Annotated in this window: 11 protein-coding genes; 10 read left to right on the top strand and 1 reads right to left on the bottom strand. The window is 52.5% G+C overall.

Annotated elements, in window-relative coordinates; genetic code table 11:
• From NX784_RS25020 to NX784_RS25005, 4 genes are all read left to right on the top strand, one after another.
• Positions 1–475 (top strand): hypothetical protein (locus NX784_RS25020; protein ID WP_258819398.1); only part of this gene is annotated, 475 nt, incomplete at its 5' end.
• A gap of 76 nt (positions 476–551) precedes the next feature.
• Complete coding sequence (locus tag NX784_RS25015) at positions 552–1,220, top strand: hypothetical protein (RefSeq protein ID WP_258819397.1); 669 nt, start codon at positions 552–554, stop codon at positions 1,218–1,220.
• 98 nt (positions 1,221–1,318) lie between these two features.
• Positions 1,319–1,690, top strand: a complete 372-nt coding sequence (locus NX784_RS25010) for a hypothetical protein (protein WP_258819396.1) — start codon at positions 1,319–1,321, stop codon at positions 1,688–1,690.
• Between the two features lie 48 nt (positions 1,691–1,738).
• Positions 1,739–2,044: a hypothetical protein gene (locus tag NX784_RS25005; protein WP_258819395.1), complete on the top strand. Its 306-nt coding sequence runs from the start codon at positions 1,739–1,741 to the stop codon at positions 2,042–2,044.
• A 104-nt stretch (positions 2,045–2,148) separates the two neighbouring features.
• Here NX784_RS25005 and NX784_RS25000 read toward each other — a convergent pair whose 3' ends face one another.
• Positions 2,149–2,367 (bottom strand): hypothetical protein, encoded by a 219-nt coding sequence (locus tag NX784_RS25000; protein WP_258819394.1) that lies wholly within the window; start codon positions 2,365–2,367, stop codon positions 2,149–2,151.
• Between the two features lie 191 nt (positions 2,368–2,558).
• Between NX784_RS25000 and NX784_RS24995 the strand changes: the two genes are divergently transcribed.
• The 6 genes from NX784_RS24995 to NX784_RS24970 all read left to right on the top strand — a co-directional run bounded on the left by NX784_RS24995 (position 2,559) and on the right by NX784_RS24970 (position 5,693).
• The gene (locus tag NX784_RS24995) at positions 2,559–3,065 is read left to right on the top strand and encodes a hypothetical protein (protein ID WP_258819393.1); all 507 of its coding nucleotides are present in this window, start codon (positions 2,559–2,561) and stop codon (positions 3,063–3,065) included.
• A gap of 265 nt (positions 3,066–3,330) precedes the next feature.
• Positions 3,331–3,633, top strand: coding sequence for a hypothetical protein (locus NX784_RS24990; protein WP_258819392.1), 303 nt, complete (start codon positions 3,331–3,333; stop codon positions 3,631–3,633).
• Positions 3,602–4,111, top strand: coding sequence for a hypothetical protein (locus NX784_RS24985; protein WP_258819391.1), 510 nt, complete (start codon positions 3,602–3,604; stop codon positions 4,109–4,111). Before NX784_RS24990 ends, NX784_RS24985 begins: the two co-directional genes overlap by 32 nt.
• 89 nt (positions 4,112–4,200) lie before the next feature.
• Entirely contained in the window at positions 4,201–4,416 is a 216-nt protein-coding gene (locus NX784_RS24980; protein ID WP_258819390.1) for a hypothetical protein, read from the top strand.
• 114 nt (positions 4,417–4,530) lie between these two features.
• Entirely contained in the window at positions 4,531–4,959 is a 429-nt protein-coding gene (locus NX784_RS24975; protein ID WP_258819389.1) for a hypothetical protein, read from the top strand.
• A gap of 167 nt (positions 4,960–5,126) precedes the next feature.
• Positions 5,127–5,693, top strand: coding sequence for a hypothetical protein (locus NX784_RS24970; protein WP_258819388.1), 567 nt, complete (start codon positions 5,127–5,129; stop codon positions 5,691–5,693).
• Positions 5,694–6,000: the final 307 nt, after the last annotated feature.

The raw sequence follows: 6,000 nt of genomic DNA, 5'->3' as shown, positions 1-6,000 counted from the left end.
AGTACCGCATCGAAGCAGAGTAATCAATCCAGCGGAAAAGGCCCAGCAGTACCTACGCCGCGCTCGACGCGGCCGCGGCATTGAGAGGGCCGGCGCTGTGCTGGTCAATGAGGAAAATATGAGCAAATCACCAAGCGGAGCTTCATCTGCTACTTATCGTAAAGCCGTCAACGGCATTGCTAGCGCAGTAGGTCAAAAGCCGTCTCACTCCAAGTATCCTTCCGAGGATTTCGAAGCTGCACTTGAATTAATTCCAGATGCTCTCAAAGAGAAAGCGCTGGAATGGTACATCCGCGGTATCAAACGCGGGATGGCTAAGGCCACAGATCTGATGGCAGAGGGGACGATTTACGTGCAAGATGGCACGGTCCGAGCTCCCGCTACGATGGAGGTGAAAGTGCGCACAAAACTCCGCGGTGGCGAGTGGGATCGACATTCAGTAGAGGTCCAAGCAAACGAGATCGGCTTCGAATAAGCGGTCACGGAAAACCCGGTGCCCGCGCGGCGCAAAAATCCGGCTGGCGCCGGCGCGAGGGAAAGGATCGCCTACCGTGAACAAATTTGAGTTAAGTGAACCACTAGCGATGGGCACGAAACTGGTCGCTTCGGAAACTAGTTTTGCGTTGCTCGTTCCGACATCTGCGGCGCCGGTTGGTGGTAACGACGGCAACGTTCGGGTCAATTCAGATTTGTTGAAACAACACTTAACAGCGTGGGCCCAGAACTGGAGTACCTGTCAAATCTTGCGGAAATCTATGCCTGGGGTAAGCTTCGCGGTCGCAGGTAAATCTAGCATGCATATCAGTAGTGCTGGAGTTAGCTTTCATAATTTGCGTGTCACTGCTGACTCAGAATTAGCAGCTATTCAGGGAGTGTTGACTTACGCTGGGGAGCGTGGGTTAGATCTGCAGAAAAAAGCACGGGCGATCACGTCCCACACTGGCGCCTCCGGCCATGAGGTACTTGAGCGATTCTCGAAGTTCAAGAGCGGTGCGTACCTCGGTACAAGCCGTAATCCGGCAGTCGTTGCCGAGTTAAGACTCGCCTTGGATTTAGTACGCGCAAAGATAAAGTTGGACATAAATAGCAGCCGTCACCGAGTCAAAGTTTGGTTCGGCAAGCAAGCCGCCGACGAATTTATGAAAGACATCCGGCTGCATGGGCTGGATGTCTTTTGCGAGCAGACAGATTTCGTAATAACCTGGCTTGGACGTGACTGAGCCAAAGTCTAGGAAAAGAACAGCAGTCGTGACTATTGCGACCTGCGGGCAATAGTTAACGTATATTACTTCGCCGCAGTTTTCATTCGGAGGCCCAGATGCGTAGCAAACTTGTGTTGTCGGTTTCATTTGTGCTGTCGGTGTTTTGTGTGTCCGAATCTTTCGCCGCGCCAGGAAGTAAGGGCAAGGATTACGACGAGCAAACGATACGTGTGAAGGATGGCTCAAGCGTCGATGTAATTGGTGTTTGCACGACCAAAAACACTCAGCCTGGAAACACCTCAAGCGTCGTCGTATTCAAAGACGATGTAGAAGTGGGACGGGATGGCGGGGATCGTTACTCTAGCGAATATCGTTTTACGATCGACCAACCTGGGACGTACCGGCTCAAGGCAGTTTGCTCCAACACGCGCGCCGATGCTGATACGTGCAAGTTGAAGATTTCGAAAACGGCGATACCGGTGTATTGAATGAGAGCATCCCGGTCGATGCTCGGCCGGGACGACAAGGAAAAGAGCATGCCGATTACACCTGATGAGATGGCCGCTCGCGCATTGCGACGTGGTGACGAATCACTATTTGACGCTAGCCAGGAATGGCATCGAGCGAACTGGCACGAGGACCCCACGATCAATCCGCCGCCGGCTACCGATTGGGCGCATCGCGCGGCACGGGGAATTGTCCAGGAGCTGAGCGACGACCACGGCGCCTATTTGGAAGAAGCATTTCACATGGAGCGCGTAGGCGAAGAAGATCGCCGGGCAATCATCGAAACGATGGCAGCGATCATCCGTCGCGCTGCTGTCGAGAGTGCTGGGCAATAAGTCAAGGAAAAGCCGCGCAAAGCCCAACGAGTAGATTTGCCACGCACAGAAAAGAACGACTATTGATCCAACTGAAAGTTTCCAAACATAAGTGTTGCAAAATTTCATGCTTCGCCGTTGATGGTTTCAGTCGACTGTCGATAACTGTGGAGGGCAGATTTCATTGAGGCAGTTGCCATTTTGGGCTTTTTATTTGGCGGTGTTCTGTACTTGGCGAAACGTGCAAGAGCGGGAACTCTCGCTTTAAGCGTTACCGGCGCATACGTTTTTGCGATGGAAGCATTTTTTATACTTTCGCCAGAAGAACGGGGTTTGCGACTCATGAGAGCTGCTGTTGATGCTATTTTGTTCGGCGGATGCCTTTTACTCTCGCTAGCTATTCTGGCGCCGCTTGCGCTAACGCTTGAAGAAACGCCGTGAACACCCTGAAAGGAATGGAAAAATATAGCGCACGGGCTAATGCCGTCGCTTGCGAACAGGTGGAAGCTATATTCGATCAGCTGCGAGGAAAATAATGACAAATGCTGAACATGTTGCGATTGGCCTTGACATAGTTGGCTTCTTCCTCGTTACTACAGATCTCTACGGCAGCCGACTTGAAAAGCTGGGAGAGAATTTCCACTCGAGCGAAACGACCCGGTCACTAATTCGGCCAATTACGTTTGGAGGCGCGCTGGCCACTCCGGCATACGGCTTCCTAGGTACTGTAGCCCTCTATATCGCAATCCTGGCCACTGGTGGAACATTCAAACATCTACTGTCTTTGTTTGGTTTCTATTTAGACGATGTGTGGCGCGAACTCGGGTGGCTGCATCGCCTTGCAAATACCGCCGTAATGGGGATAGTGGCTTTCTATGCTTGGCTATTTGCTTTCGGGGCACTTACTGTCGCACTAGGCGTGCCATTAACTCTTTTCTACAAGGCGTCAGAAAGACTCGGTTTCAAGCGTGCGCTCATTGTGTTGGGCGCTTTGTGTTTCGTAGCCTCAAAGGTTCTGACCATTGCAGCTACTTCTCAATAGGTTGAAACAGTTCAAGGAAAATATGAAGAAAAGCAAAGTAGTCCCCCCAGCTTATCTCGGCTCTGGTGGTGAGTTACGCCTGGCGCAAGAAGTGCAAATGAGTGTCACCGGGGAGTTTTAATTCGTCTAGAACGAGGTGGGCAAGTGCCGGGGTGGTCAAGTGCGATGCCTGCTACGGAATTTGCGAAATGTGGGAAAACAATCCAAGACACAGCGTCCTCCGACCTTAAACACTATTTGGCTACGTGAGCGGAAAAGAGTTCAAATGAATATTAAATGGGAACTTTGTTTTGTTCGCCCGTCAGTTACCTCTGGTGCAGAGGTAACTTTCTTTCATCCGCAAGCTGAAAGTTGCAAAAGTTTTCGCAAGCTCAAAGATTTCCTTGCACAGCGAGGTGTGAAGGCTGGAGTTCTCGAAAGTAGTCTCGAAATTCGAGCGATCTCCCTTCTACTGGCTGACGGCTGGGAGCCGTTTGGTGTCGGTGGCGGCGGCGGGAACTGGTCTACAAGCTTTCCGGACGTCGGTGCGACCGGATATGCATTTCGACGGCAACTTGCGGCACAGTGAAAAGGCCAAGGAAAAATGCCTCAGTACGCTGGGAGACTTACTAAAAATGAAAACAAAATCTGAAATTGGCGCGATCATTTTGTGTTGTAGCCTCGCGGTCACGACTGGAATCCTGATTGCAGCAGCCTTGTCTGGCAAGCAAGATCGCCAAAGACAGCAGGACCTCGAGAATGCGGCGAACATTCCTGCTGTCCTCGACAACTCCAAAAGACCAGAGATTGCCGTACACAATGGGGATGTCGCACGATCTAATGCGCAGTTGTCGCCATCTCTTGCCGCTGCGGCCACCGCAAGAACTCAATCCGAGCTTTCAGCAGCGGCAGCTGTGGGGGCAGAAGAGGCGAAGGCTGCAGCTATGGAGGGAAGTACCGGGGTAAACCAATACGGCGTTTCAAAAGCCGAGGTGGCTGCTGCCCGGGCCGAAAGCCTGAAATGGATGACCGAACATTGCGTTCCTCAGCGTAATGTTTGCCGTTGAGTTGTTTAGCATTTGCAGGCTCCGTTAATTCCATGCCCAACATTACGCCTCTCCAAATCGTTTGGGTTTCGGCAACCTGTAAAGAGGCTATGACCATCGAAGGAGCGAATGACCACGTTTTCAAAGAATCTTGGAACGAAGTTCCCATCGTCGAGCGTGCGCTTCCTTACCTCGGTGAAGCAATTTTGGACGTCGAGGGCACGGCAGGCTATCGCGGACAAGTGCACGGACGTTACAGCGCTTGCCTCGGTGGCGCAGCTGGGCTAGTAAGTAAAACCGTGCAGCGCAACGATATAAAAAACTAAAACATGTGAAGGCGCTCGCGTATTCTCAAGCATACGGCTTGCCAATTAGAAATAAGGGAAAATCTTATGTCGCAAACTCTTCCGTCATCGGGTACAACAGCGGAAAGCTTACCCGTGCGCAGAAAGGTCGGGTTACTTGTTCGTGCTCTGGTAGTGTGCTCGGCCATTGGCAACGCAGTGCCAGCGACCGCGGCATCCTGCGTTCCGCCCGACGCCGCTGAGCGCGCCAAAAAGGAGTTTAGCGGCGGCTCCCTGGTGCGACTCCCCGAGCTGTCGAAACGGAAGGTCTTGGGCACGTGGCTGCGGCGTCCGGGCGAAACCACTAGCATCGAGAAGGTAGGCAATCGGTACTTCATGGTTTCTCGCAATCGCTTCTGCGATACTGGCAGCGTAGGCTGGCCACTGACGAAGCATGGCGAGCAGTACCTGGACGAGAACCGCGATCAGTACAGGGTGCTGCGAGATGGCCAGCTCGGCGTTTTCGACGACCAAGGGCCGGTCGAAAAGTACAAAGCCAACGAAGGCGTTTGGCCAAATGGGTGAGAAACGGTCGATTTTGACGGTCGCAGTTCTCACGTGGTTGAGAATTACCGGTTGGCAAGAGCTATCTGCTCCCCAGTGCAGGAATCAGCTGCATGTGCATGGGAAGCTCCATTGTGCATGGGTTTGACGATTGACGGATGACAGTCGCGGAAAACTGGGAGAGGCCCATGTGGAAAATGTCGATGACACTTACGTTAAGCATCGTGGGAACAGTGCCGGTTGTGGCGTTAGCCGATCAGATCCCAGACGGGACGTTGGTGCGTCGGCTGGACGACAATGCCGTCTGGGTGATCCATGACGGACACAAAGAACTCATACCCAACATGGCTGTATTCAACGCGCGCGGATACAGGCCGCAGGACATTCGCCGTCTACCGCCCGAAGAAATTGATCCCATCCCAAGTGTAATTCCGCATAACTCGATTATCAAATATCGCGATGGGACGCGCCCGGATATCTATTGGGTACAGTTGGGCATAAAGCATAAGATCCCTGACATGACAGCGTTTAACGCCCTTAATTTCAAAATAGAGGACGTCGCGCGACTTGCCGACAAAGAGATAGATGCCATCCCGCCCGGGCCAGATGTTGTTGTTCCACCGAAGAAATCAACAACTTGTGGCTACACCGGCTGGCTCTTTAGCATTATTCCGATCCACCAAACTTGCGGGACTGGAGAGGGACCAGTGGGAACCAGCTGCCCATGTGGGCGCGAATGGGGCGAAAGAGAATGATGTGACGGATGCAAACGACGAGGAAGGCCGGTACGATACAGGTCGATTTCGCTCGGAAATCTTCCGGGCGCTGGCGAGTTGGTGCACCACCTAAGTGAACTAGGCAAAACACAAAGGAAAACCGTGATTCGCAAATACTTGATCCCCGTACTTACTGTTACACTCGTCGTCCTCACGGGCTGTGACCAGTCCGACAGTTTGTTCTCCTCGAACGCTGCCAATGCTGCGGCGAGGAAAGCACAAATTGACAAGGATTGTGGGACCTCCGAAGAAGAAACAAAAGCATGGTTTGCGTCACATAAGACAG

It is taken from the genome of Massilia pinisoli (assembly GCF_024753285.1).
GTDB classification, from domain to species: Bacteria; Pseudomonadota; Gammaproteobacteria; order Burkholderiales; family Burkholderiaceae_D; genus Telluria; species Telluria pinisoli.
This window is presented reverse-complemented; position numbering and strand designations above follow the sequence as displayed.

What these genes read in the sequence shown, in the direction of transcription:
- NX784_RS25010 (WP_258819396.1), top strand. Translation starts at nt 1,319, where the DNA reads ATGCGTAGCAAACTTGTGTTGTCGGTTTCATTTGTGCTGTCGGTGTTT.
- NX784_RS25005 (WP_258819395.1), top strand. Translation starts at nt 1,739, where the DNA reads ATGCCGATTACACCTGATGAGATGGCCGCTCGCGCATTGCGACGTGGT.
- NX784_RS25000 (WP_258819394.1), bottom strand. Translation starts at nt 2,367, where the DNA reads ATGAGTCGCAAACCCCGTTCTTCTGGCGAAAGTATAAAAAATGCTTCC.
- NX784_RS24995 (WP_258819393.1), top strand. Translation starts at nt 2,559, where the DNA reads ATGACAAATGCTGAACATGTTGCGATTGGCCTTGACATAGTTGGCTTC.
- NX784_RS24990 (WP_258819392.1), top strand. Translation starts at nt 3,331, where the DNA reads ATGAATATTAAATGGGAACTTTGTTTTGTTCGCCCGTCAGTTACCTCT.
- NX784_RS24985 (WP_258819391.1), top strand. Translation starts at nt 3,602, where the DNA reads ATGCATTTCGACGGCAACTTGCGGCACAGTGAAAAGGCCAAGGAAAAA.
- NX784_RS24980 (WP_258819390.1), top strand. Translation starts at nt 4,201, where the DNA reads ATGACCATCGAAGGAGCGAATGACCACGTTTTCAAAGAATCTTGGAAC.
- NX784_RS24970 (WP_258819388.1), top strand. Translation starts at nt 5,127, where the DNA reads ATGTGGAAAATGTCGATGACACTTACGTTAAGCATCGTGGGAACAGTG.